Origin of the sequence: Lentimonas sp. CC4, from assembly GCF_902728235.1 — a bacterium.
Taxonomy (GTDB): domain Bacteria; phylum Verrucomicrobiota; class Verrucomicrobiia; order Opitutales; family Coraliomargaritaceae; genus Lentimonas.
On sequence record NZ_CACVBO010000001.1, the window covers coordinates 3,431,166 to 3,454,659 of the forward strand.

The 23,494-nt window shown below is 49.1% G+C and carries 22 protein-coding genes; 8 read left to right on the plus strand and 14 right to left on the minus strand.

Annotated elements, in window-relative coordinates:
- Positions 1 to 68: 68 nt before the first annotated feature.
- Together GZZ87_RS14720 and GZZ87_RS14725 are read right to left on the minus strand one after the other, a co-directional pair.
- Positions 69 to 1,214 (minus strand): PfkB family carbohydrate kinase, encoded by a 1,146-nt coding sequence (locus GZZ87_RS14720; RefSeq protein ID WP_162026574.1) that lies wholly within the window; start codon positions 1,212 to 1,214, stop codon positions 69 to 71.
- Positions 1,215 to 1,312: 98 nt separating this feature from the next.
- Positions 1,313 to 2,125: a DUF1853 family protein gene (locus GZZ87_RS14725; protein WP_162026575.1), complete on the minus strand. Its 813-nt coding sequence runs from the start codon at positions 2,123 to 2,125 to the stop codon at positions 1,313 to 1,315.
- A 167-nt stretch (positions 2,126 to 2,292) separates the two neighbouring features.
- Between GZZ87_RS14725 and GZZ87_RS14730 the strand changes: the two genes are divergently transcribed.
- Positions 2,293 to 3,348, plus strand: coding sequence for a hemolysin family protein (locus GZZ87_RS14730; RefSeq protein ID WP_162026576.1), 1,056 nt, complete (start codon positions 2,293 to 2,295; stop codon positions 3,346 to 3,348).
- Positions 3,349 to 3,499: 151 nt separating this feature from the next.
- On the opposite strand, the gene GZZ87_RS14735 is transcribed toward GZZ87_RS14730, so the two are convergent.
- Positions 3,500 to 4,582, minus strand: a complete 1,083-nt coding sequence (locus GZZ87_RS14735; protein WP_244654004.1) for a mechanosensitive ion channel family protein — start codon at positions 4,580 to 4,582, stop codon at positions 3,500 to 3,502.
- Positions 4,583 to 4,744: 162 nt separating this feature from the next.
- Here GZZ87_RS14735 and GZZ87_RS14740 point away from each other — a divergent pair, with 162 nt between their 5' ends.
- Positions 4,745 to 5,845: a mechanosensitive ion channel family protein gene (locus GZZ87_RS14740; RefSeq protein WP_162026577.1), complete on the plus strand. Its 1,101-nt coding sequence runs from the start codon at positions 4,745 to 4,747 to the stop codon at positions 5,843 to 5,845.
- Between the two features lie 17 nt (positions 5,846 to 5,862).
- Here GZZ87_RS14740 and GZZ87_RS14745 read toward each other — a convergent pair whose 3' ends face one another.
- From GZZ87_RS14745 to GZZ87_RS14755, 3 genes are all read right to left on the minus strand, one after another.
- Positions 5,863 to 6,720 carry an MOSC N-terminal beta barrel domain-containing protein gene (locus tag GZZ87_RS14745; RefSeq protein ID WP_162026578.1) on the minus strand — a complete coding sequence of 286 codons (858 nt, stop codon included), beginning with the start codon at positions 6,718 to 6,720 and terminating at the stop codon, positions 5,863 to 5,865.
- Positions 6,721 to 6,922: 202 nt separating this feature from the next.
- Positions 6,923 to 8,242, minus strand: coding sequence for a hypothetical protein (locus tag GZZ87_RS14750; protein WP_162026580.1), 1,320 nt, complete (start codon positions 8,240 to 8,242; stop codon positions 6,923 to 6,925).
- Positions 8,243 to 8,343: 101 nt separating this feature from the next.
- Positions 8,344 to 9,405: a hypothetical protein gene (locus GZZ87_RS14755; protein ID WP_162026581.1), complete on the minus strand. Its 1,062-nt coding sequence runs from the start codon at positions 9,403 to 9,405 to the stop codon at positions 8,344 to 8,346.
- Positions 9,406 to 9,543: 138 nt separating this feature from the next.
- Between GZZ87_RS14755 and GZZ87_RS14760 the strand changes: the two genes are divergently transcribed.
- On the plus strand, positions 9,544 to 10,158 hold the full coding sequence (locus GZZ87_RS14760) for an SDR family oxidoreductase (protein WP_162026583.1): 615 nt from the start codon (positions 9,544 to 9,546) through the stop codon (positions 10,156 to 10,158).
- Here the strand turns inward: GZZ87_RS14760 and GZZ87_RS14765 are convergent.
- The 3 genes from GZZ87_RS14765 to GZZ87_RS14775 all read right to left on the minus strand — a co-directional run bounded on the left by GZZ87_RS14765 (position 10,155) and on the right by GZZ87_RS14775 (position 13,199).
- Positions 10,155 to 11,888 (minus strand): alpha-amylase family glycosyl hydrolase, encoded by a 1,734-nt coding sequence (locus GZZ87_RS14765; protein WP_162026585.1) that lies wholly within the window; start codon positions 11,886 to 11,888, stop codon positions 10,155 to 10,157. The genes GZZ87_RS14760 and GZZ87_RS14765 overlap by 4 nt on opposite strands.
- Positions 11,889 to 11,998: 110 nt before the next feature.
- Complete coding sequence (locus GZZ87_RS14770) at positions 11,999 to 12,919, minus strand: AAA family ATPase (protein ID WP_162026586.1); 921 nt, start codon at positions 12,917 to 12,919, stop codon at positions 11,999 to 12,001.
- Positions 12,920 to 13,037: 118 nt separating this feature from the next.
- Positions 13,038 to 13,199 (minus strand): hypothetical protein, encoded by a 162-nt coding sequence (locus tag GZZ87_RS14775; protein ID WP_162026587.1) that lies wholly within the window; start codon positions 13,197 to 13,199, stop codon positions 13,038 to 13,040.
- A gap of 247 nt (positions 13,200 to 13,446) precedes the next feature.
- On the opposite strand from GZZ87_RS14775, the gene GZZ87_RS14780 reads away from it, so the two are divergent.
- Positions 13,447 to 14,154, plus strand: coding sequence for a thioredoxin family protein (locus tag GZZ87_RS14780; RefSeq protein WP_162026589.1), 708 nt, complete (start codon positions 13,447 to 13,449; stop codon positions 14,152 to 14,154).
- Positions 14,155 to 14,335: 181 nt separating this feature from the next.
- On the plus strand, positions 14,336 to 14,590 hold the full coding sequence (locus GZZ87_RS14785) for a GlsB/YeaQ/YmgE family stress response membrane protein (protein WP_162026590.1): 255 nt from the start codon (positions 14,336 to 14,338) through the stop codon (positions 14,588 to 14,590).
- A gap of 276 nt (positions 14,591 to 14,866) precedes the next feature.
- Here the strand turns inward: GZZ87_RS14785 and GZZ87_RS14790 are convergent, their stop codons facing one another.
- Positions 14,867 to 15,244 carry a rhodanese-like domain-containing protein gene (locus tag GZZ87_RS14790; RefSeq protein WP_162026592.1) on the minus strand — a complete coding sequence of 126 codons (378 nt, stop codon included), beginning with the start codon at positions 15,242 to 15,244 and terminating at the stop codon, positions 14,867 to 14,869.
- A gap of 339 nt (positions 15,245 to 15,583) precedes the next feature.
- Here GZZ87_RS14790 and GZZ87_RS14795 point away from each other — a divergent pair, with 339 nt between their 5' ends.
- Together GZZ87_RS14795 and GZZ87_RS14800 are read left to right on the plus strand one after the other, a co-directional pair.
- Positions 15,584 to 16,474: a diadenylate cyclase gene (locus tag GZZ87_RS14795; protein WP_162026593.1), complete on the plus strand. Its 891-nt coding sequence runs from the start codon at positions 15,584 to 15,586 to the stop codon at positions 16,472 to 16,474.
- Positions 16,475 to 16,517: 43 nt separating this feature from the next.
- Positions 16,518 to 17,861: a DUF2254 domain-containing protein gene (locus tag GZZ87_RS14800; RefSeq protein ID WP_162026594.1), complete on the plus strand. Its 1,344-nt coding sequence runs from the start codon at positions 16,518 to 16,520 to the stop codon at positions 17,859 to 17,861.
- A gap of 10 nt (positions 17,862 to 17,871) precedes the next feature.
- Here the strand turns inward: GZZ87_RS14800 and GZZ87_RS14805 are convergent, their stop codons facing one another.
- From GZZ87_RS14805 to GZZ87_RS14820, 4 genes are all read right to left on the minus strand, one after another.
- Positions 17,872 to 18,681, minus strand: coding sequence for a hypothetical protein (locus GZZ87_RS14805; RefSeq protein WP_162026595.1), 810 nt, complete (start codon positions 18,679 to 18,681; stop codon positions 17,872 to 17,874).
- A 512-nt stretch (positions 18,682 to 19,193) separates the two neighbouring features.
- Entirely contained in the window at positions 19,194 to 19,517 is a 324-nt protein-coding gene (locus tag GZZ87_RS14810; RefSeq protein WP_162026596.1) for a helix-turn-helix domain-containing protein, read from the minus strand.
- A gap of 15 nt (positions 19,518 to 19,532) precedes the next feature.
- Complete coding sequence (locus GZZ87_RS14815; RefSeq protein ID WP_162026597.1) at positions 19,533 to 19,841, minus strand: type II toxin-antitoxin system RelE/ParE family toxin; 309 nt, start codon at positions 19,839 to 19,841, stop codon at positions 19,533 to 19,535.
- A gap of 287 nt (positions 19,842 to 20,128) precedes the next feature.
- Positions 20,129 to 22,135, minus strand: coding sequence for a tetratricopeptide repeat protein (locus GZZ87_RS14820; protein WP_162026598.1), 2,007 nt, complete (start codon positions 22,133 to 22,135; stop codon positions 20,129 to 20,131).
- Between the two features lie 450 nt (positions 22,136 to 22,585).
- On the opposite strand from GZZ87_RS14820, the gene GZZ87_RS14825 reads away from it, so the two are divergent.
- Entirely contained in the window at positions 22,586 to 23,140 is a 555-nt protein-coding gene (locus tag GZZ87_RS14825; RefSeq protein WP_162026599.1) for a hypothetical protein, read from the plus strand.
- Positions 23,141 to 23,494 lie beyond the last annotated feature (354 nt).

Genomic DNA, 23,494 nt, shown 5'->3' on the forward strand with positions numbered 1-23,494 from the left:
TGAATGACACAGACTTAAGCGATTGAAAGCAGGCATCGACTTCCAATATCGCACAGTCGCAGCAGCCACTACAGACGCTCGCTAAGGCTACCAACTTCCCATGCGTCCAACATCGAGAGCATCGCTTCAAAAGTCGCACTGCGCCCTGAGCGAACAAAGTGACCGCTAGCGAGATTACCCGCCAGAACGATGCCCGCGTCATCCAATCCGCAGAGCGCTGCGGCGAGACAGCCAGCACCAAAATTATCACCGGCACCCGTCGAGATTAGAGGCTCTTTACAATACGGCCCAGGCACGTAGACCGTGCCCGCTGCACTGGCGCAAACGGCACCATCATTTGGGTGGATAATGATTCGATCCACATCGGTATTAGCCTTTAGGAGCGCAGCCAAAGCGACGACAGAATCCGGATCCTTTTTACCCAAAAAGTCCCCGCCGAAATACGCACCCATCTGCCACGCTTCTTTCAAGTTAAAACTAAGCATGGTAGTGAACTGCGCAGTGATGCCTTCCAGACGCTGCAGAAGATTATCCAAGTCCTCTTTCGGACGCCCCTCAAACTCGGCTAGATCCATGAAGCAATGCACCTCTTTGGCAGTGCGCCCCAGCGCCTTGGAACGCTCCGCTAAATAACTCCAGATACCGCCAACATGCACCAATTTACCCCAGTTCACCGCGGCAATACAATCGGCCGACTTCAACTCTGCGTCCAGCGCGGCTTCACCGACCACTTCGATCAAACGCTCTAGAGTGATCTCTGCGCAGGCACGCAAATCACCCAGCATAATTTTTCCGTCAGTAAACTCTAGACAATCACTGTGAGCCGGATCGGCCAAAGAGTAGAGTCGCTGAGTCTTGGACTCGAGCGCCTCGCGGTAAATCGGCAGAATTTCATCCCGCCCCATCGCCCCGATGTAGGTCACATCGATTTCACCGCTAAAGATATCATTGAGTCCAGACGCATAGAGCGGGCCGTTGCCTCCGAACTTATCGCCAAGGTGCTTCACCGGATAAGAGGCCGCAATTCCTGCCGCAGCCGTGACCTTCGGCCCAAACTCGGCCATGGAGGCGGGCTGCTCCAGTCGAATAAAGGTGTCGATAAATCCATCGAACCCACAAATCCCCGAGAGATTTTCAGGGATGGGCTTGCCCAGTTTTTCACGAAAAGCTGGCAGGACGGTTTCTGTGAGGTCTCGAATATCAGCATATATCATAAATGATCTATACACTGTATCGAGGGCATTTGACCAGACAGATCTGAGCGGCCGCAACGAACCAGACAAAGAACGACAAGTGGAGCCAGTTCCGAAACTTAGTGCTCCTGCCAATCGTCAGGCACCAGAAAAAACGGTTCATCTGAATCCGGCAGCACAAACATCGTGCAGCGCTCAGTTGCCAGTGATAACAACTCCGACGCTTCGATTCGTTGTAACTCTGCCTTCAACTCGGCAGTGAAAACCACAGGCCACAGCGCCTTCGGCACCAGACACACTCCATCCACCCCAGAGAACCAAGACTCCCACTCACGCACATAAAGCCATTGACCGCGTTGCGCACTCGGCGCAATCGCCTCTGGCAACGGGCAATCGTCTCCGCTCAATGGACTGAATAACCGTCCATAGATCAATTGGCGCACCACAACCGTATCGACATTGAACCGATCCTTCAGCAAGCGACGCGCTTCGGGCTGTTGACTGAGCAGCAATTGATGCGTGCGCATTCGATCCAACTTGCGCTGCCAATTATCTCGAGGATCTGGCCCTGGATACATCCAGCCCTCAGCCGTATGCGTCGCTAGGTAGAACTTAACCGCTAGCTCGAGGTGAACGTGCATTTGCTGCTGGCGATCATACAAAACGAAGTCTAGCTCGCCGAGCGTAACGCCTGCGTCGTCCACGACCTGCACATGCGAAGCGATCCGATCCAACTGCTCCGATGCATCCAGCAGACAGTCCAGCGCATCTTCGTAAAGGTGACCCAGTTTTTGCTGAAAATTGAGTTCGATCCCCTCCGACACGACCTCGCCCAGCAAAAGACGATCCAGTATGGCAGCTTCAGCTAAATCCCCCACCAATAAAGGTGCAGCTCGTAAACTATTTAGCAGTGCTTTCGTTTCTAATCCCATAATAGCTATGACACACTTTCATTCAGATGATTGGCCGCCAATCTGTTTCTTTAATTAAACTGAAAAGGCATCATCCGACTCAAAATAGTATGCGCATGAGAATAACCACGATCATATCGTGATATTGTGATTCACTTCCAAGCACTCACCATGCATCTTCCTCTGCTATGACACTGTTACTCTTCTACGTCGGCATCGCGCTCGGATTTTCCTTTTTGTGCTCCTTATTGGAGGCCACCCTCCTCACGATCACACCCACGCAATTGCAAACGGCCAAATCAAATGGCAAGCAATGGGCACTACGCCTGCAAGGACTGAAGCATAACATCGACAAGCCCCTCTCCGCGATTCTTACGCTCAACACAATCGCCCACACGATGGGCGCCACGGGAGCCGGCGCACAATATACCCGTGTGTATGGCGACGCTACTGGCGGTGTCTTTGCCGCCATCCTCACACTACTGGTTCTCATCCTCTCCGAAATCATCCCAAAGACACTCGGAGCGCGCTACACGCTCTTTTTTGCGCCGTTCACAGCAAGAGCGCTTCCGATTATGGAATGGGGACTGCGCCCAGTCGTCTGGCTGTGCCAAGGCATTACACGACTCATCACCTTTGGCGACGGCCACGCTCATCCAAAACACCGCGAAGAGCTGTTAGCGGTCGCACGAATGGGCGAAGAAGATGGCTCCATCCGAAAAAGCGAAAGTAGAATCGTCCGTAGCATGCTCAACATGTCGAACGTGCAGATTGATAGTATCATGACACCCCGGCCCGTCATGTTCACTTTATCAGAAGAAGTGACACTGCAGGCGTTTGCAGAGCAAATCGAAACACACCCGTTCTCAAGGATCCCAGTCTACGGCGATAACCACGAATTCATCTCTGGCTTCGTCCTACGATCCGACGCGCTCCAAGCCTGCCTAAAAGACCCCAAGCATCCGATCGCAAGCGTAAAGCGTAAGATGACCTTCGTATCCAAGCTAATGACAGTCGATGCACTGTTTCGGCAAATGACGGAACAACGCCAACACATCGCCATGGTTCAAGATGAATACGGCAGCACCGTTGGCCTCGTCACGCTCGAAGACGCGCTGGAAACCCTCGTCGGCATTGAGATCGTCGATGAGCAAGACACTGTCGCCGACCTACGCAAACTCGCTCACAGCCTATGGCAACAACGCGCCAAAGAAATGGGTATCAAAACCGATATAGATACTTAATCCTTAAAAGAGTCGTTAGAAGTCAGGACTTAGGAGCTAAACATCAGTGCTTTATAACACCTTTGCTTCTCGCCCAATCGGCGGCACAGACGACACCCGAAGCGCTTTATGGCCAAAGACTAACTTCGAACGCCTGCCTACAAACGACTCTTCAAGAATTATGCACGTAGAGCGTGCGCGTCGGATAAGCAAATTCGATATTCCGCTCAGCGAACCCTCGGCAGATGCCTAAATTGATCGCCTGCTGGATATCCATATAAACCGCATAATCCGAAGTGTTCACATAGTAAACGACTTCAAAGTCATAGGAGCTATCACCAAACCCCTTGAAGTGCGCACGATCAAAACGCGTGCCTTCAATCGATTCGATCAACTCACGCACCATCGGCGGGATCGATTCCAACTGCTCAGGTGTTGTCTGATATAAAACGCCAAAAGCAAAAGGCACACGGCGTTCCTGCATGCGTTTGTAGTTGCGCACTCGACTACTAAGTAAATCGTTATTAGAGAAGATCAATTGCTCACCAGATAGGCTACGCAAACGGGTGGTCTTAAGTCCAATCTTCTCAACCACTCCCATCAAATCGCCTACGATGATGAAATCTCCGATCACAAAGGGCTTATCCAGAACGATCGACAGCGATGCAAAGAGATCACCTAAGATGTTCTGCAGCGCCAGAGCGACCGCGATACCAGATATTCCCAATCCTGCAACCAGTGCGGTCACATCATAGCCTAGATTATCCACCACCAATAAGAAGGCCAGCGACCAAATCAATAAACGCACGAGAAACGATAAGCCATGAACCACCGAAACGGCGGCAGGATTATCCTCACGCCGTGCATCCGTATAAAAGACAATATACACAGAAACCATACGATTCGCCCAGACCGCAGCTTGTAGCACCAGCACAATTAAAAGAGTGTAATCGAGATAATTGCCCTTTGCCCCAAAATCCAGTAACTGTGCCCCACCCCAGATCGCGACCACCATCAACACAAAGCTCTTCGTCGACTTCAACGCAGCCGCGAGTAAATCGTCCACAACTGTCGCGGTCTTCGTGCTCAAACTCGCAACCTGACGCTGTAACACCCGTAAAATAAGCTTCAGCAACAAGAACAATACGACAGCAGCGCCAACCGCATACAACCAAAGGTCGAGCGTATTACCTACAAGTTCAGTATTATAGATCGTTTCAAACCAATTACTCATGCAGCACGGTGTAGCACGCATGATACCGAACTGTAAAAAAATGCAGGTATATTGCCAATATACGTTAACAATTCATCGAAAGAACAAAAAATCTAAGAGTTCGACCGACGGCACAGAGTATATACATGGTTCACATCGAGGCATGCTATCTGCTTAGGCAGTCATATCACACACGTATATGGTATGACACTCTTCGAAAACCTGAGCACGACCTCAAATGCCTGGATCATTTTGGTCTGCAGTTCATTCGCCTCCGCTTTACTGCTATTTCTAGTCAGCAGAATACTGATTCGACGACTGAGGGCACTCACAGCACGCACCCGCTACACCATAGATACACTACTCGTTCGAGCATGTGCCCCCGCCTTAAGTATCCTTTCGATCATCGTATGGATTCTTATCGTTGAGTGTCTCTTACGCTATACGGAACTCTTCCAAGCGCGCCCAATGGGCTTCCTTAAAAGCATCATTCAGGTGCTTTCGATTATCGCAATCCTGCTCTTTTTTGATCGTCTAGTGCATGGCCTGATCGGTGGTTACTCTGATCGCTCCGATACCATCAAAAACAGTAAGAGCATCATTCAAGGCATCTCACGCGGCCTGATACTCAGCATCGGTTCACTGGTGTTACTTGGCACGTTGGGCATCTCTGTGACACCCATCATCGCGTCACTAGGCATCTCCTCGCTCGCAGTCGCGCTCGCCTTACAACCGACTTTAGAAAACTTTTTCTCCGGCACGCAACTTGTCATTGATAAACCGATCCGCGTGGGCGATTTCATAGAATTAGAATCTGGCGAACAGGGCTTTGTCGATCGAATTGGCTGGCGTTCGACTTGGATCAAAATGCTACCGAACAACACCGTCATCATACCCAACCGAACGATCGCAAACTCGAAAATAATCAATTATTATTATCCAGAAAAAGAATTGTCCGTTCCAGTTGAAGTCGGCGTGCACTACAATTCTGATCTGGAACATGTCGAGCGTGTCACACTCGAAGTGGCTCGAGAGATCCTAGTTTCCCATGAATGGGGAATCGATGATTATAATACTTTCGTCGTCTATACTGAATTCGGAGATTCCAGCATCAACTTCACCGTCATGCTACGCGCCAAAGAATACTTCAATCGTTTCTGGGTAAAGTCCGCCTTCATTAAGGCGCTGCACAAACGCTACGCCGCCGAAGGCATTAACATCCCCTATCCGATTCGTGCGATTAATACGGAACAAGAATCAGCAGTTCTGCCGATCATCAACCAGAAACCATCAAATGCCTCCTAGCCCCCGCATTGCATACACTAAATTAAATACACTGGATCACCAACTGAGATAGTCGCAGCTTGTGTGACCTCTCCATAGATCCCGAGGTTCTGATTCGCGTCTTTGACGATACTACGCAAAATACTTTTGTCTTCACCACAGCGTCCCTGTGACCGAACCACTGCGCCGCAACGCGGTGCCGTGTCTACGCAATGAACTGCAGCCTCACCGATTCGTAGCGATTGATCCAACCAAGCTTGCTCGACTAACCCCGACATACCAGGCAGCGTCTCAATCATAATGTTTGGACGAAAACGCGCGATATCCCAGTCTGCCGCTGCATTGAGTTGATGCATGTGCTCTAGACTCGCAGTAGTAAGAATATGTAACGATGCGACTAAGAAAAAGGTGCCTGGTCTGGAAACATTTTCCTGCGCTTCCAACGGCAAGTTATCCAGATCAGGAAGTGGCTCTCCTGGTTCACGTTCAAAGGTAGCTTTCAATTCTTCCAACCATGTATGGTCATCTTGCTTATGACGCTTATAGAAGGAAGCGTCCTCACGCGGTCGTAAGCGCTGCAACAAACTTTCATAGCCAATCAACTCAGAGACGTAACGATGCGCTAGTGCAGAATCACTGGTATGCGTTTGACCATCGGGAAATTTAATCACAACAGGATTGCAGCCATCATAGGGCTCCAAACACACAGCACTGCATTGCAATAACTTCGGGCGAAACTTACAGCTCTGTATTTCCTGCCGAGCGACATCCTGCACCGCCCAGATACGATCGCCCTGCAAACCTTGGCTACCCATTGGACAATGTGGCATCGATTCACCCGCCATCCCCTTAACTGGGTAGCGCCAGATAGATTGAATGCGCCCCACCTGTTTCATAGTAAGTGCTGCTCCGATACCGCTTTGTGAGAGTTCATAGCCCTAAGCCGGAGCAAGATCTATGCTCGTGCTTCACTACATCAAAAATTAATCAAAATGGGTCCCACACACAGTCTCCCAATCAACCAAGAACCATGAGTATAAAGAGCTCAATATGTGCGAACTGGCAATTCCTTGGCTCTCCAAACTATGAGTTTGCAAATCAATTCTTCCGCTGCCCCTCTTCAGAAGGTGCAATCTCGGGATTGTCGGCCGCCCACGCAGCATACGCTTCGGGTGCAGCACGCTTCCAATCCCTTGCGACTCGTCGGATCGTATCAGCGCGCAACTTCGTATCATTGACCGAGACCGCGAAACTCATGGCGGCATCAGGGTCCACTCGTGCGACCTCACGCGAATACTCAGCGACAGATCGATCCAGCTCAGGAGAAGCCGGCTGTTCATTTAGATATTCGCCCGCTTCGTAGGGATCTCGCTCTGCCCACTCCTCGATCACTTCAGCCATGGCTCGGGCATATAGCTCTGTGTTTTCCTTATACCCCGAAACAAACTCCAATGCAGCTTGCGGGTCCTGCTGAGCCCACTCTTGCGCCAACTCAGGCACCGCGGCTCTTAGAACCTCCGGATCCTTGATCGCCGACAAGCGCACCGCCGCGGCCGCAGGGTTGCTCTCCCCTAATTCATCGGCCAAGCGCTCCAGTAGCTCACGTCGATTTCGAGTCGCTGGCATTGCTGCCAAATCATCCAAAGCCATCACCCCACGTTCGCTGATCAAATTCCGGGCGATTTGTGGCGCCGTCCAGCGATCCATTAAATTCGACTCGCCCTCTAAGCCTGAAAGATACTGCAGCGCTTGTAGCGGATTACTTTCACTCCAACCGACCAATAACCCTCGTTGGTAGCGTGCCGGATTCTCGCTAGCATCGACCCATGCACGGGCGCTTGCGGGATCCAGACTCGCCCATGAGGAGAGCGCAATCCCCGCAGCCATACCCGCATGACGCCCACCGCGCTCTTCCGCATAAGCCACCGCTGCCGGTGCATCACTGCGTCCCCAAGCATAATACATCATGCTCATCTGCTGCATCCGGTCAAAATCGTTCGGTTGACTGGCAATCAAATCTGCAATCGCTGGCATCTCCTCGGAGCTCGCCTCAGAGAGCAACAGCGCCAGCTTTGAGATGCGCTCCAAATCATTCGATGCCGATAGCGCCTCTTGAGCGGCTCCCAAAGGATCGATCTGACTCAAGCGCAAAAAAGCGTCCAGCGCTGCCACTTGTGGGTTCAGTGTAACGGAGGTCATTTCCTCCCCTCCGAGTTCGGCATCAAGCACCCGAGCCTCCTTCAGCTCCAGAGCGATTGCCTCGCCTCGAACCCGTGCATTGCTCGCAGTCGCATCACTGTGCGCCCCAGCCTCAGGCTTCTCATCGCCCAGACGTAAACCAATAAAAACGCCCATCAAGAGCGTCAGCAGGCAGGCACCAATCAAAAGTATCGGACGTATCGACGGGGAATTTCTCATAGCGCACTATACCACATTCTTTAAAAGAAAAAACCTAGTTTGAATAATTTGCCAAACACTCGGGCTCAATGCTGGCAGCTCTCATTTCAACAGCTCTCACACTAAGGCCCCCATGTAAGTTGATTCGCCTGACCTGCGGCATGCCAAAGTTCACGTTGCTTCAAATCCATGACGACGATACGGTGCTCCTTCGTGTATACCCGCTCAACCGCACCGGTCGCATTCTGCTTACGGCTCACCCCTCTCAGACGCTTCCCAGTCACCCCAAGCGCTAGATAGCGACCACAGGGCGATTGCACTGCACCGCGCGCGTTCCACAATTCAGGCTGATGCTGATACTTAACCGTCAGCAATTCTGACACGGCATCCTGCTTGAAATCGTAATACTGCAAATCCGCGCCGCTGCGACGAAACCAGAAGCCTGCACCATCCGCTGACCAAACAGGATAATGCCCAGCCCGCAGGAGTCGAGCGCAGCGGTTCGACTCCAGATTCCACAAGTGCACACCCTCGCAACTGATCAGTGCTTGAGCCGATCCATCAGGGGCAAAACAGCCGCTCTTCCCATGTCCCTCAGACAGTGGAGCACTCAAGAGTCGCTGACCATTCAGGCCGACTAAATACACACCCTCCGCCCCAGCAAAAATCATTTGGCGGCGAGCCTGGCTAAACGCCAATGGACGATACGCGTCCTGACACAACGGACGATACGCGCAGCGCTGCTCCCCAGGTCTCAATGCAAACAACTGATGCTCGATGACGACGCGATCATCACTAGGGCGATCCGTAGCAATCAGCCCAAAGAGTTGACCACTCGCCCCTTTCTGAGATGCGATCCACTCTAACTGCCAAAGCACCCATCGATTTAACGGCAGCGAAAGCACGGTTTCAGAACTACCTATCTCTAGATCATACGCTCTTAATTCACTATAATCCCGCTTCGCCAAACCGGACGCGCACACATAACGATACGCTTTTTTAGCAAGTGGATCATAAGCGATCGGGCACTCAACAACACCAACTTCCCCGAGGTCGTAGCGCAGCGAGAGATCACCACTCAGGTGAAACAAGCGCCCCGCATCTTCTACCAATAGCGACGGCGCACCGGCACGTGGAGCCACCTCACTCCATCCTTCAGCTAGTTCCAACTCCAGTTTCTGCATAAGTGCGCCACTGTAGAGAAAGCGGCTCTAATTACTACGAAAAATACGACCCTTTTTTCATCTCCCTCTTCCGATACACGGTTGACCTCAGCTGCCGAACTCAGACCTTAGAGCACTATGTTGAAGCATCACTCATCCATGAAAATACTAGTCGTCGGAGCCAGTGGCCAGATCGGCCGACGACTGGTGCCAAAGCTCATCGACGACGGGCACCAAGTTGAGGTCTGTCTTCGCAACCAAGCACACGCACCCGAATTTGAGCGAATGCATGCATCAGTCAGGTTCGCCGATCTGGAAGGCGACCTCGGCACACTTTGCGCAGGCGTCGACTGCGTCATCTTTACCGCAGGGTCTGGCGGATCGACAGGCAAAGACAAAACACTGACCGTCGATCTCTGGGGCGCGATACAATGCATTCGAGCAAGCGAGGCAGCCGGAGTGAAACGCTTCGTAATGATCAGTGCATTGAAAGCATCCGAACCGAACCGCGGCAGTGATGCCCTCAAGCCCTACCTCGTAGCAAAGCACGCTGCGGATGAAATCCTCAAACACAGCACACTCAATTACAGCATCCTTCGCCCCGGCAGACTCACCGACAGCACAGACAGTCGACCGGTTCGAGTATTTCACGAATCTGAAACAGCGGACTATGCAGGCTCCATTTCGCGCGCCAACGTCGCAGAATTTATTCGGCAACACCTGCGAAGCGTCGAACGAAATGTGATCCTCGATTTAATTGAGTCAGTTGATTAACCAGCGGAGGAACAAATAACCGCGACTTTCCAATTGCCCACGGCGTCGTTCTGTAGGAGAACATGACCATCGTGCTTCACGACTTCAGCGATCGATTGACTGGCAACAATACAAGCATGATTGCTATAGCGCACAGTAAGCGTCTGACTTTCGCGGCACCAATCAACCTTTAGTCGATCAGGATTGAGAATACCAGCGTGCGTCCATGATTTACGCATCTGTATCAGTGATTGAATCCATCGAAATTTATGGTTCGGCACGGTGTGCGTATGGCATTTGGAACGGCTAAATGCTTCAACCGAATCTGGGGCCGTCATTTGCGACCAATCATAATCCGCATACTCTTTAGCTCGGCCTTCACGTATTAGCTGCAATAGTTGCTCATTCTTGTGATCGACAAAATAAAAAAATGGATTCGGCTCTCCATATTCATCTCCCATAAATAACATAGGCAAGTGCGGCATCAAGAAAAGCAAAGCTGTCAACAACTCCCATTCCGACAGCTCTAATGCATTGAGAGCTCGCCGTCCCAAAGGATCGTTCCCCGTAATGTCATGATTGTTCAGATAAGCAATATGAGTTGCCCCTGGGTGCTGCGCAGCAGCAGAACCTCCAACACGCTGAGGTGCCCATGGAACTCCATCAAAAATCCTCCCAGCCCCTAGCACCTGCAAAAAGTCCTGCCAAGGCTGATAGGTTCGCTTATTATGTGTGCATACCTCTGTAAAACTCGCCTGCGCTGCATACGCGAAGTCGTCGCACCAAATACTATCAACCCCCCATGAGACCTCCGAATCAGACGACTTCAAATACAGCGAATTGTGAACGTTGGCCTCGCCTATCAACAAAATATTACGGTTCTGCGCCCGAGCCAACTCATCTATTTCCTGCGAAACTTCCCGCAGCAGATGGATTGCTGAATCATCTTTAATATGGTGAATCGCATCGAATCGGAGTGCATCGATATGAAACTCATCTACCCACTGCAAAATATTCTGACGCACGTAATTTCGAACTGGTAAAGAGTCGTCCCCATCCAGGTTCAAACAATTTCCCCACGGAGTGCTGTGCGTTTTAGAAAAATACGCCCCATACGTCTGTAGACAACAACCTTCTGGACCGATATGGTTATAAACAACATCCAACGCTACCGCTATTCCGCATAGGTGGAGTGCATTGATCAACCGTTTTAAAGCCCGCGGACCACCATATGTATCCTGCACAGCAAATGGAAAAACCCCATCATAGCCCCAGTTCCAGCGTCCAGAAAATTGAGCAACTGGCATCAACTTTACACAAGTAACACCGAGATCCTGGAGTCGATCAATATGCTCAATAATTGCCTCAAAAGTCCCAGCTTCGGTAAAAGTCCCAACATGTAATTCATAAAAAATACATGCTTCAAGCGGGATGCCACGCCACTCATGGTCTTCCCACTCAAATGTATCAGGAACATACGCTGACGGCCCCAAAACACCTTGAGGTTGATAGCGCGAACAAGGATCAGAAAAGCATTCCCCAGAATCACTAACGTAATAATAAGTAATTACATTCCCTGTAAATGGTATGCGACAGCAATAAACCCCCTGATCACAGAGCATTGAAAGATGTCGAGTCACACCGTCGACTGTTACCTCCAATGAGAGTGACGACTGATAAGGCGCCCACACACGAAAGACTAATTCATCTCCCTCCTGACTAACGCCCATTCGATCTGAAAGATTTAGCATATGATCTCTTCTTAAAAACGAGTCACAGCTTGCGGCAGCAATATCTGCTTAGCGATAAAAAACGAGGCCCTGCAAATCGTATCAACAGACGCCCTGCGTGAAGGTCGAACCTAAGCCTCCACCAAAACGTGCGCCGAATCCATGTTTTTACGCGAGTGACTCATAATCTCTTTAGCAACAGATTGGTAGTCATCGCGAACAGAGCCTTCTTTCTTCGCGGTCCCGATCAAACAAACTGGAAGGCCTAATGTCACAGCACGCGGCACAATCACTTCATCACGAACCTGTGAATTAAAGATCTTCATATCTCCGGCTACAACCCCTTTGCCCTTCAGCTGATTAATACGCACCTGCGTGCGCATTTTCGCAGAGATTAAATTCACATTTGTCTTAATTGAGTTAAAGATGGCACCCCTAACTTCAGCGAAAGGGCCCATACTTTCAGTGCGATACATCTCTACCGCAGAGTAGAAATTCTGAAGCTTTTCAGCCAATAAGGTAAAACCGATTAAACTAAGCGCATCTGGGTTACAGGGCACATAGATTTCATGACTTGAAAAAATACCACATGCTGAGGCAGACAGAATATTGGGCGGACAATCGAATAAAATAAAATCATACTCGTCCTCAATCTCTGCGATCTGCTCTTGAAATAACACACACGGCGGACGCCCATCTTTCGACTCATACTCTTCCTCCAGATCAATGAGCGAAAAAGTCGTCGGCAGTAAATCCAGCCCAGGCAACGCAACATCGGCATCCTCAGGCGAGTAAACCACATTTTTATAGATACAATCGCGAAGCCGAGCCGTGCCTGGTTCAAAAATCGTATAAATATACCCACTCTGACTCTCAACCAATTGATTCCAACGAGAAATTCGCAATAACCAGATACTCGAATTGGATTGCACATCCAGATCAACGATCAACACACGCTTCCCTTCTTGAGCAAGAGCCGCTGCCACGTTCACGATTAGCGAAGTCTTCCCAACTCCCCCTTTATAATTAATAAAACTGATCTTTCGGGTCATAGTAGTAATGATAAACAGAAAGGAGCTAATCCCAGAATAGACAAACTATAATATCATAAAGGAAACGTAAAAAGCGCACCTAAACCCGCTCCCAGAACGAGTCCATGAGTTCACACGATTACTCAAGATAATCTCGGTTGATTCGCCAACCGGCATAGACTCCGAATAGACTCATCGTTGAGCTAAAGGCAAACGCTGCATAAATCCCATAGGGAGCCCCCAACCACCAACCCAAGTAACTAAACACAGTCAGTGTAACGAAAATGCAGAGCTTATTCATTCGCCTGTCTTAGTCGGTAGCATTGCTTGGGCGATATCTTTATTCAACCTATGTCACGCCTAGAAACATTGGCATCTCAACTGAGATGCAAACGTCACAACCACAAGGTATCACACAGAATCCCGACATTGACCTCGCTGACTTGTTAAGCACGGTGAACATGTAAAAAACTCACTTATTTTGAATCTACATGCACTACCGTCACTTGCTCCTCATCTGTTCCCTACTGTTTATATCACTCAACGCATTGCAAGCTGCCGAAGCGATAATCAGAATTGGCGACAGTTATAAGCAAGTCGTCAAAGCAATCGGAAAACCTGATGGTGACTTAAGTGCAGGCAGCAAACGAATCTTAACCTACGGCACAGCGAAAGTAATACTTCGTGCAGATAAAGTCACAGAGGTAAGCGATGACTTAGACAGTAAGCTGCAAGTTCGAAATAAAAACCAGGAGTCCGTAGAAGCAAAACGTAAGGCAGGGCTGGTAAACTATAAAGGTGAATGGATGAAGCCTGAACAGGTCGAGGCTTTGATCCATGCGAATGCTCAAGAAGCATTGAAGAACCGGTCCAAACAGAGCCGCAGCGCAAATAGCGGAATCTGGTATACTAACTTCAAACAAGCTGCATCACTGGCAAAATCTCAAAATAAAAAAATGCTGATCAACTTTACTGGATCGGATTGGTGTGGTTGGTGCATCAAACTCGATAAAGAAGTATTCTCACAGACTAGCTTCACTCAACATGCGGCTCAGAATTATATTTTACTGAGGTGCGATTTTCCCAAACGCACAAAACTCCCGACGGCACTCCAAATGCAGAATCAGACCCTTGCGAAGAAATTCGGAGTCCGCGGATTTCCTACAATTATTGTGCTGAAGCCAGATGGCAGCGTGTATAGCAAAGGCGGCTATGTGAGCGGAGGCCCATCTGCCTTTTTAAGTTCAATCCGTTAGTCATCAAACGCGAGAGCTGCAGAACACAGGAGTTTCGACCCGATTCCAGTCCCTTGCACCTATAATTCCACCCTCAGGGCGCATGGTTGTGCTCGCGCTGTCGGTTACCCTTGGGTATACATTTTGTTGAGTTGTCATCTCGGTCAACTCGCAACAGATCATCTAAACAAAAAGGCAGAACATGGACATTAATGAAATCGTAGCTTTTCTTATAATCGGAGGTGTTGCTGGTTGGCTGGCAGGCCTCCTCTTAAAGGGGCGTGGGTTGGGACTTATCGGCAATGTCATTGTCGGTATCATCGGTGCCGTTTTAGGTGGTTCCATTTTCCGTGCCTTGGATATCTCGCTGGGGAACGATTTGCTGGGGGTGCTCGCCACTGCAACTGTGGGCTCGGTGGTCTTACTGTTTGTCTTAAGTCTGATCCGAAAGAAATGAGCATAAGTGCAATGGGAGCAGAATGACCTCATTTTCAAGAACAGCCTTCGCAGTATTCGTGGTGTATCTGTTGTGCTGCTTTAGCCCTCACGTTGGCGCAGAGGCCTCGTAAGACGACTTCCCCTGGATCGCAAGGTATCTTCAGGATACAAGAAGTGCTGAGTGCCGATGTGCCTCGTTCAGCTTTAACGGAACGCTCGCTTTTTCAGCCTCCTCCAGATTGGGGGCGTCTTTTTGAGTAACAATGATTCCAACCTGTGAGTTAAAAATAAAACGTTAATTCAATTGGTCGTAGTATGCCTGAGCATCCGCAAACGACCCTAAGTCTGTGATGTTGGTGAAGCCGATTCCCTCGAGGCTAGCTTTAGCAATTCCAGACCGTCTGCCACTGCGACAAAACACGATAATTGAATCGCTTTTTTGAAGCTTCAGTTGAGCGACTTCGCCTACGATCTGATCGAATGGGATATTGATGGAACTCCCAACTGTTTTTTCAGCAAACTCGGAAGGAGTCCGAACATCAATCCAAAGAGCCTTTTCGTTCGCCTCAACAGGCGCTCGTTCCAGCCTGTCTGTATTCGAAGCATTATCACACCCAACGAAAGTGATGAGTGCACCAGTCCAAACAAAGCATGATATTAGTTTAAATCGCATCGTTACTTCGAAACAGTGACACCCCTTTGAGTCAATGGGAATGGATACCGAAGCGTCAGCGGACCTGAATATATGCATCATCATTTTTGAAGCACACAATCGATGCTCCTGGCGAAGCGTCCGATCAGTCCCGAAATAATTCCAGCCTTATTTTCAGGATAATTACGCATCAGAGCCTTTGCTTTATCCTGTGTCCAAACCATGCACACGGAGCAAACTCTTTTCAGACTTTAAAAGAGTAAGCGACTACAGACATGTCTGAACGCCCCAATGTCAGCCCTCACCACATTCAAGGATCTCGCTTGCAGATTTACACAAATTATATAATTAGTAGCGTGTATGCCGACGAAGAAAAAGACTCATAAGCAAATAGAAATCAATGAAACCCGCTTGTTGATCGACTATGGCTTCGACTTAGCGCGAAAGTTAAACATCAGAACGGTCCTTGTCATCGGTGAGCTTGTAACCGATAGGAAAATGGTCGACAAACACCGGGTAGATGAAAGCATCATCTGGGTCTCTCGCGACACGGAGAAGAAGCAACAGGACCTCAAGGAAGGTGACTATTTAGTTTTCATCCCGCATAGTCCAGCGAAACGAATGGACCAAATATCACTCGCTCTGATACTCTCTGTTATGCACGGATATGTCAAAGAAGCTGATTCGATTGTATGCCTGCTGGGGCTGTCGGGGTCCAAACGCTTAGACAATTTACTCATTGCAAATCCACAACGTGACTTCGAGTGGTTTAAAGACGGCAATCATGAAAAAAGCCAACTACCCATTTCCCAGGAATTCATCCAACTCGTCGAGATTGCTTTGAGATTCGCTCATGAGGGACGCGAAGGTAAGTCGATCGGCACTGTATTTTTACTCGGAGATCCCGAAGAGTTAACTGCTATCGCACGCCCCCTCATCTTGAATCCCTGTCACGGGCACCCAAAAAAGTCTCGCAGTATTTATGATCCCGACTTTGTGGAAACCATGCGTGAGTTTTCCGCGCTTGATGGCGGATTTCTAATTGACCGCAAAGGCGTGGTCGAAGCCGCAGGCGTTTACCTGGACGCACCCGTCACCTCGAAGGTTAAAGTCCAAAGAGGATTAGGTTCGCGCCATCTCGCGGCAGCAGCTGCCACGGCACAATCCAATTCGATTGCAATCGTCATCTCGGAATCCTCAGGGATGGTGACCGTATTCTCGAAAGGTTCGAAGGTTCTATCACTCGGCTAGATCAAGGCCTGACTACCAAACGACTGCCATCTAATTTTTCTTGATGAAGGAGCGCTCAAATATATCGCAGGAGATACTCTACCAGATGCCGCGGCTATTTGTGCTCAAAGTCATTCATTCCTTCTGGTTCATCCCTAGCCTGCTCGCAGGCGCATCAGTATTGACCAGCATCCTGCTGCAGAGTGCGGATCGATGGCTCGAACTTGAGCCGAGCGGATCACTTAGCTGGCTGTTTACCAGCAGTGCCGACGGCGCACGCTCCCTACTATCCACGATCGCGGGCTCAATTATCACTGTCACAGGTGTCTTGCTCTCCGCTATTATCGTGGTCATGACGCTCGCCTCTCAGCAATACGGCCCACGGTTAGTGCAGAATTTCATCAATGACCGTGTCGGTCAAATCGTCATCGGTTGCTTTGTCGGATGTTTCGTTTACAGCGTGCTCACGCTCAAATCCATCCAATCTGGCGAAATCATTTTCCTACCACACCTTTCTATTCTCGGCGCGCTCCTTTATTCACTACTGTGCATCGCCTTACTAATTTTCTTCGTCCAGCACCTCGCCTCCTCCATACAAGTGCAATCCATTATGCGTCGTGTGTCACTTAACCTCAATGCGGAGATCGACCATCTATTCCCAGAGGCACTCGGCCATGAGCCGAGTGACGACGTATCGCAGTCGAAGACTGATTCAAAAAAAGCCGCAGTCTCTACCGAGATCAAAGCACATCGCTCCGGCTACTTACAGTCCATCGACTACGATCAGTTGATGAACCTGTCTAAAGTCAACGAGTTCGTCATTCACCTCAAGGCAATGCCTGGAGAATTTCTGATTCATCAAGCAACCATTGCCGAATTAGAGACCAAGGCAGCAGTTGAAGAGCCACAAGAAACACTCAAAGGTTGCTTCATCATCGGCACCTATCCGACATGCGATCAAGATGTCCTCTTCCCCATTCGCCAACTCTCTGAGATCGCCATTCGCGCACTCTCACCAGGCATTAACGACCCACATACGGCCATCGAAGCAATCGATTACCTAGCGTCTTCCCTCGCTCAACTAATCAACCGAGACTGGCCCTCTCAATACCGCTACGACAGCGATCAAGCACTCCGAATCACCACACGATCCCCGAGCTTCGAAACCATTCTACGACAAGCCTATCAACAAATACACCACTATGGGCTACGCGACGTGACCATCGTCACCAGACTACTCGAAGTGCTTGCCACCATTGCAGCACAAAATACCACGGCCACAGAGCGCATCGCTGTCATCCGCAGCTTCGCCCATGAAATTTGCGAAAAGAGTTCCTCAACCATTGAAGCACAGTCCGACATCACAGCCATCAAGAAGACTTACCACAGCTGCTTTCCGAACAACTAACACCGATCGCCTAGGGGGTCGAATCTTCGACCAGAGCATTGAGTAGTTCGTGTAGTTCCCGTAGATCGTTCGCGTCAATTGACTCTCCCTTATTAATTTTTTCGATGTAAAAAGTATCCATAGCGATGCCTCGCTCGGTTGCGATACGTGCGGATGCGATGTCAAATCCTAGGGAATAAATGAGACGTGAAATGCTGTAGAGTAAGCCGGTGCTGTCGCCTGCCTTTACCTCGATAATGATACGGTTGAGTGAGAGTTCATTGTAGATTTCTGCATATGGTCGGAAATTCCGTGGTGGCATGCTACTCAGTTTTTTATGGCCCTTGATCTGAGCTTCCAAGCACTCGATATCGTAGGTCAAGCGTTTGTCATGCACCAGCGATTCTTTGACGTGTGCTTGAAAGATGCCTTGCGCCTCGGTGTCCGACACCACTCCACCTTCGGGCCCCATGATGTAAAAGGTGTCGATTGATATATTGTCTTTGCGCGAGAATGCTCGGGTGCTCTGGATGTTGACACCTGCCAAAGTCAGTGCTCCTGCCAGCTTGAAGAACAAGCCCGCGCGGTCCCATGTCACTAAGTTAACAACGGTCATGTTTAAGTCGTTGTCATCACGCCAGTCGATGATGGGGGACAGCGTCTCGACTGAGTCGGATTGTTCGACGTGCGCCAGTAGTTGGTTCACCATACGCAGGTGTAATTGAATCTCTTGAGCGGTGAATTTTATAAAATAGTGCTCAGGCAAGAGACTAAAGTGGGCTTCAATTTCTTCTTTGGCGACTCCTTCGATTGCCAATTCGGCTATCTGTTTATGTAACATAGAACCCTATCTTAGCCAGATTCATACCATTTCTCATTGATTGGACGCATTAGGTTCAGTCTCACGCATTCTAACATAACATTGTTGAATGTAGGCCCGAATGGGCCCGTAGGTTTCTGCATATAAACAAAGACCGCCTCTGCTGGATCTCGAAAGATACCTTTCTCAACCATATCAAGCACCCACTCGGCTAGTCCCGACGGGAGATAGGCTTCAAATTTCAAACCACCTTCCGAAGCCTGCTGACGCAACAAGCCGGCACGCTCACGTGCATCACTCTCAAAACTATCGCTAGAGCCCTCAGTATTGTAATCTGCGGGTGCTTCTGCCTCAGCTTCAGTTTAGCCCGAAAGCGGTGTCCTTTTGGATTGCTGCAGCTTCAAATAAAACCAGCGCATATCGCTCAGCTCACGCATCAATCCCTTCTTTGAGTAGCAATCCAGGATGTTGGACGGGCGGTAGCTGTTTGGTATGGCTCATGACATATTATCCTAACTTCTAACTACTGCCTCCTAACTCCTCTTTTTAGGATTATACGGTGCAGCATCCTCCGCACACTCCAGCACTTGCTCGGGATATTTGGTGGCCACGCGCATCAAAACCTTCGCGCTCGGCGGTGGTTGACGACGCCCCTGCTCCCATCCGCGGACTGTGCCGACTGGCGTGTCCAATAATTTGGCAAAGGCCTCCTGAGTGAGCCCCAGCTTCATCCGCGCCGACGCCACAGCATTCTCAGGATTGACCACCCGCACGCGTGACGGTGCGAGTTCGCCCTGTTCAATCGCCTTCATCTGGCGGATCGATTCTTTCAGTTCGTTAAATAGTTCAGTCTCCATGGTCGTGCTCCTCTCTTAACTTTCAATCAGCTCACGTAGGAGCTTGACCTCAGCCTTAGTTAAATTGTCCTGTTTGTTTTTCGGATAAGCCAACAGCAAGAAGATCACTTCTGGCGTGTTTCGATAGTAGATCACTCGAAAGCCCCCGCTCTTTCCGCCGCCTTTACGAGCGAGACGAATCTTTCGCAGTCCGCCACTCCCCGCAATCAGATCACCCTTATTCGGATTCTCCAAAAGTTCACCTTGTAACTGTTTCAGCTCATCATCCTCAAAAAGCCCACCGCTGGCTTGCTTCGTAAAAATCGGTGTTTCAATGAAGAGCATTCGACTAAACTACGTCATTGGCGCAGACAGTCAACAGCTAAGTCAATGACGCACCGCAAAGGTAATGACATGACCCGTTTTTCAGCCTTCGACTTTCAATAGTTGTTGGTAGACTCGCATCGAAACGGGCGCTGAAAGTAGCACAAATGGCCCTGACGCCACTGCGAATACTAAAGGGCTACAAAAAGAAAATACAACCGCACCATCCCAACCATAACCTGCCCATTTCATAATCGGACATGACACAAGCATGACCCCAAGATAAACAACTAGCGTTACATCAACCATTACTCGTTCTCGTGATTCTCGAGTGCGTTCGCACGGGCTCCGATATAAACCTCTGGATCCGCCGCTACCTCAGCAAAAGCATTTCTTAGCGATGGCAGCGGAATCATCTCGAACACGACATCCATGAGATATAATTTGAGGGCCTTTCGAGTGGCACTATTTTCCCGACGCTCTTCTAAGTCTAGGTCTTCCTGCTTCAATATTTTTTGAGCCCGATTGGATTTTGCGGTAAGCGTTTCAGTCTGCCCCAAAAACGCCTCAGCCGCCATCAGATCGATTAAGGAATGAGTATTCGATTTCATATCAGTCACCACCCGCTCCATATACACCAATAGTTCATTCGCATATGCAAAATCCTTCTTAAGCAGTGCGAGTTCTATGCTAAGTTCAAACTGGTCAAAAAGGTCACGGAATTTGAAGAAATCAGGGCCTTGGTAACGATTAGAATCCAACGCTCTATAAGCCATAGATAAATGATCCATTGCAGCAAAAGCACACTGCTTCAACTCTCCCGATACTGATGCATACTTATGCAAGGCATTCGATTGTTGAATGAGCGCCAACTGCTCCTTCGAAATAGGTCCGACATCCATTTGAAACTCTGCCCAGTCCTCAGGAAATTGATCCGCCGCTAAAGGTTCAACACGTCCACCAAGCCATGCCACTTCAACATCTAGGAAATAGCGATTCCTCGGATCAATCACTCGGCAAATCTCTAGAGCTTCAATAACAAGTTCATGATCACCATACCTATGCTCGCGTTGAGAAAAGGAAAACACCGCCTTCTGCAAATGCGTATTATCCGGATAATCTCCAGCCCATTGAATGATACGTCGCCACTTCCCCTCACGCGAAGTCAACAATACCATACCTGCGAGCACTTCGGGCCTATCCGCTTCAGCAGCTGCGAGCTCTAGTAATTCAGAATCTGAAATCTGATAAATGCCTGACTTGCCCAGCATTTGATCGCCCAACAAACGCTGTATCATCGGATCATTCGCCCCCATCATCCCAATCCGCTCAGAAATATTAGTCTCGTCCGAAAGTAACCATGCAGCAGTTAGCAGCGACTCATCTGGACGCTCACTCCGCCGTGCTGCCAACTTTGACATATACTCGGCAGACACAACCTCAGCATTCAATACTGTGACCTGACCAAAGGCCTTCGACGCTGCCTCATACTGCCCTAACTCAAACAAGGCACAGCCCATCAAATAGCGAGGATAGACATCATCAGGCTCTTCTTCTAAGGCATTTCGATACTCTGCCACTGCTTGCTCATACTCACTGAAAAAGAGATGCCGATCCCCACGAACAACTGCTTCAGTGCGCTCCACTCTCATCGCCAGATCCCGCGCATCATCCATCGTAGACAAGGTGTCGCCAATAAGGTCTAAGGCTGGTAGATCATTAGCAAAATCATCTGTCACAGTGCGAAGCGCTTGAAAATTCGCCTTTAGCGCTAGATTGCGCCGTATGATCGGATCCTGAAGGTCCAATATCAATGCGTCATACTCCTCACGACGTGACTCCCACAGGGACAGCCACTCCGCTTGATTTCCGGCAGGCTCCTGCAATAAAGCCTCTAACAACAGTGAGAGTGTATCCGAATTATATGCATCATAATTTTGAAGCAAATAATCGACTCCTTCAGGTGAATGCCCGATCAGTCCCGAAAGTATTCCAGGCTCATTATCAGGATAATAACTCAGTAAATGCGCCGCCTCTTGCTGCAAATCTTCCAGCTCAAGCATGGTAACATAAATCATCGTGCTCACAAAACGAAGTGCCACATCCTCAGACGCCCACAGCGCTTCTATATCCGAACGATCACCCTCCGCTTCATAGGTCTCAAGCGCTCCAAGCAGCAGATCGACATCAGCATCCTTAATCTCAACCGATTGTTGAATCGCAGCACGTAACTCTTCGACAGAGATCTCTTCCTCCTGAGCCCAAACCAAGGACACGGAACAGATCACAAGAATCCAAATATGAAAGACGCGCATACGGGAAACCTAACAGTCACTAACGGCCAGTCAATGAATCGCTGTAATCTTCATATTAGAGACCATTTCATTCGAGGTTGAGTTAGAGTTAGTCCGCTTTTTTACTCCCAACCACAAAGGTAATGACATGACCCTTTTTTCAGCTAAAGGTAATGACATGACCCGTTTTTCAGCTTTTCAGCTTCTTTTTTCAGCTTCTGACCCTTTTTTCAGCTTGTAAGTCAATGACGCACCACAAAGGTAATGACATGACCCGTTTTTCAGCCCGACCCGTTTTTCAGCCCTGACCCGTTTTTCAGCCCCTACCCGTTTTTCAGTCCGTTTTTCAGTCGACCCGTTTACCAGTCCCTATGAATTAAATCATTTTAACGTTTGCTCCTGACCATTTTCCCCTACACACAAACCACGATTAGAACAATAGCTCTTTACTTAAACACATATATCAAAAATATGACCAGACTACTAAACTGCATCATCGCATTTTCAATATTTCTATTTGGAGGTTGCACGATGCACATCCATCAGATGCAGCCTGCACCAGTGTTAAATATTACGCCAAAGTATTCAGACATAAATGTATCGGTCTCAGACTCAATCCCTGAACTTTATGAAATCCCAACGAAAAACGGTATTAAAGCAGCAAAAATGGATACTTGGAACTCGACCCTGAAGGGCGCATTTTCAGATTGTCTGTCGGAATTTTATACGGTTACAAATAATGCGAGCTACACGTTAGAGGTCACTCGAGCTGATGTCGAATTCGTGCCAGACGGAAGCACTTCAAGTTCCTATGGATCAAACGGATACGTAAACAGTGTCACAGTGCCAATCGTTCGCGCCCAAATCAAATATTCAGTATCACTCACCAAGGCAGGATCCGAAGTAAAACGATCAACAGGACGCGCCTTGTCGACCTCTACAGCAACAAGTCAAAGAGCAATTACAGATTTAGTTGAATCTGCGTTGGAAACGATGATCGAGGAAGTTTCGGAAGACCTGCTATAAGCAAGAAAGCAAACGACCTAATAATAGGAAAAACTCGCATCAGAGCGGATCGAAGGGGTCGCCCCCTTTTTCAGTCTCCTTTTTCAGCCTGGACGCCTCTGAAATAGTCGCCCTCGGCGTAGCGCAGACTGTTTTGAATGAAGCGAATCTGGCACGCGCAAACCCTGGATTTGCCGACCGATTAATCCACGCAGATTACCTCGTATCGACTGCAGGCATGTTGAGCTTTGAACGCAAAAAAAGGGAACGCAAAAAAAAGGCACCAAACGCAAAATATAAAGATTAGAAAACATAAACCGCCTTTACCATGGAACATATTGAACCTGCGGAAGCGTTATTGCCTTCGCGGTCTTC

Bases quoted from the DNA above. Each gene is read 5' to 3' on its own strand.
- GZZ87_RS14720 (WP_162026574.1), bottom strand. From the start codon at position 1,214: ATGATATATGCTGATATTCGAGACCTCACAGAAACCGTCCTGCCAGCT.
- GZZ87_RS14725 (WP_162026575.1), bottom strand. From the start codon at position 2,125: ATGGGATTAGAAACGAAAGCACTGCTAAATAGTTTACGAGCTGCACCT.
- GZZ87_RS14730 (WP_162026576.1), top strand. From the start codon at position 2,293: ATGACACTGTTACTCTTCTACGTCGGCATCGCGCTCGGATTTTCCTTT.
- GZZ87_RS14735 (WP_244654004.1), bottom strand. From the start codon at position 4,582: ATGCGTGCTACACCGTGCTGCATGAGTAATTGGTTTGAAACGATCTAT.
- GZZ87_RS14740 (WP_162026577.1), top strand. From the start codon at position 4,745: ATGACACTCTTCGAAAACCTGAGCACGACCTCAAATGCCTGGATCATT.
- GZZ87_RS14745 (WP_162026578.1), bottom strand. From the start codon at position 6,720: ATGAAACAGGTGGGGCGCATTCAATCTATCTGGCGCTACCCAGTTAAG.
- GZZ87_RS14750 (WP_162026580.1), bottom strand. From the start codon at position 8,242: ATGAGAAATTCCCCGTCGATACGTCCGATACTTTTGATTGGTGCCTGC.
- GZZ87_RS14755 (WP_162026581.1), bottom strand. From the start codon at position 9,405: ATGCAGAAACTGGAGTTGGAACTAGCTGAAGGATGGAGTGAGGTGGCT.
- GZZ87_RS14760 (WP_162026583.1), top strand. From the start codon at position 9,544: ATGAAAATACTAGTCGTCGGAGCCAGTGGCCAGATCGGCCGACGACTG.
- GZZ87_RS14765 (WP_162026585.1), bottom strand. From the start codon at position 11,888: ATGCTAAATCTTTCAGATCGAATGGGCGTTAGTCAGGAGGGAGATGAA.
- GZZ87_RS14770 (WP_162026586.1), bottom strand. From the start codon at position 12,919: ATGACCCGAAAGATCAGTTTTATTAATTATAAAGGGGGAGTTGGGAAG.
- GZZ87_RS14775 (WP_162026587.1), bottom strand. From the start codon at position 13,199: ATGAATAAGCTCTGCATTTTCGTTACACTGACTGTGTTTAGTTACTTG.
- GZZ87_RS14785 (WP_162026590.1), top strand. From the start codon at position 14,336: ATGGACATTAATGAAATCGTAGCTTTTCTTATAATCGGAGGTGTTGCT.
- GZZ87_RS14790 (WP_162026592.1), bottom strand. From the start codon at position 15,244: ATGCGATTTAAACTAATATCATGCTTTGTTTGGACTGGTGCACTCATC.
- GZZ87_RS14795 (WP_162026593.1), top strand. From the start codon at position 15,584: ATGCCGACGAAGAAAAAGACTCATAAGCAAATAGAAATCAATGAAACC.
- GZZ87_RS14800 (WP_162026594.1), top strand. From the start codon at position 16,518: ATGAAGGAGCGCTCAAATATATCGCAGGAGATACTCTACCAGATGCCG.
- GZZ87_RS14805 (WP_162026595.1), bottom strand. From the start codon at position 18,681: ATGTTACATAAACAGATAGCCGAATTGGCAATCGAAGGAGTCGCCAAA.
- GZZ87_RS14810 (WP_162026596.1), bottom strand. From the start codon at position 19,517: ATGGAGACTGAACTATTTAACGAACTGAAAGAATCGATCCGCCAGATG.
- GZZ87_RS14815 (WP_162026597.1), bottom strand. From the start codon at position 19,841: ATGCTCTTCATTGAAACACCGATTTTTACGAAGCAAGCCAGCGGTGGG.
- GZZ87_RS14820 (WP_162026598.1), bottom strand. From the start codon at position 22,135: ATGCGCGTCTTTCATATTTGGATTCTTGTGATCTGTTCCGTGTCCTTG.
- GZZ87_RS14825 (WP_162026599.1), top strand. From the start codon at position 22,586: ATGACCAGACTACTAAACTGCATCATCGCATTTTCAATATTTCTATTT.